The organism is Brachyspira catarrhinii (assembly GCF_005518285.1).
Lineage (GTDB): Bacteria > Spirochaetota > Brachyspiria > Brachyspirales > Brachyspiraceae > Brachyspira > Brachyspira catarrhinii.
The window spans coordinates 1-215 of sequence record NZ_SJDU01000969.1 but is presented as its reverse complement, the minus strand read 5'-3'; the positions used below and the strand labels follow the sequence as shown (position 1 = coordinate 215).

Genomic DNA, 215 nt, shown 5'->3' with positions numbered 1-215 from the left:
AATAATCATAAGTATTTTATTTGCATTAGGTTTATGCGGTTGTTCCACTCAAGAACAGGATACGGGAAACTCGCTCGTAATTTATTGTCCGCATCCTTTAGAACTTATTAATCCGTTGGTTGAAGATTTTAAGGTTAAAAATCCCGGCGTAAATGTCGATGTTATAGCCGCTGGAACGGGCGAACTCATTAAAAGAGTAGAATCCGAAAAAGATA

1 pseudogene is annotated in these 215 nt (G+C 37.2%); it reads left to right on the top strand.

The annotated features are described in order from the left end of the window. Nucleotide 1 precedes the first annotated feature (1 nt). Nucleotides 2-215 (top strand): annotated as a pseudogene (locus tag EZH24_RS13900) (ABC transporter substrate-binding protein); the annotation flags it as partial.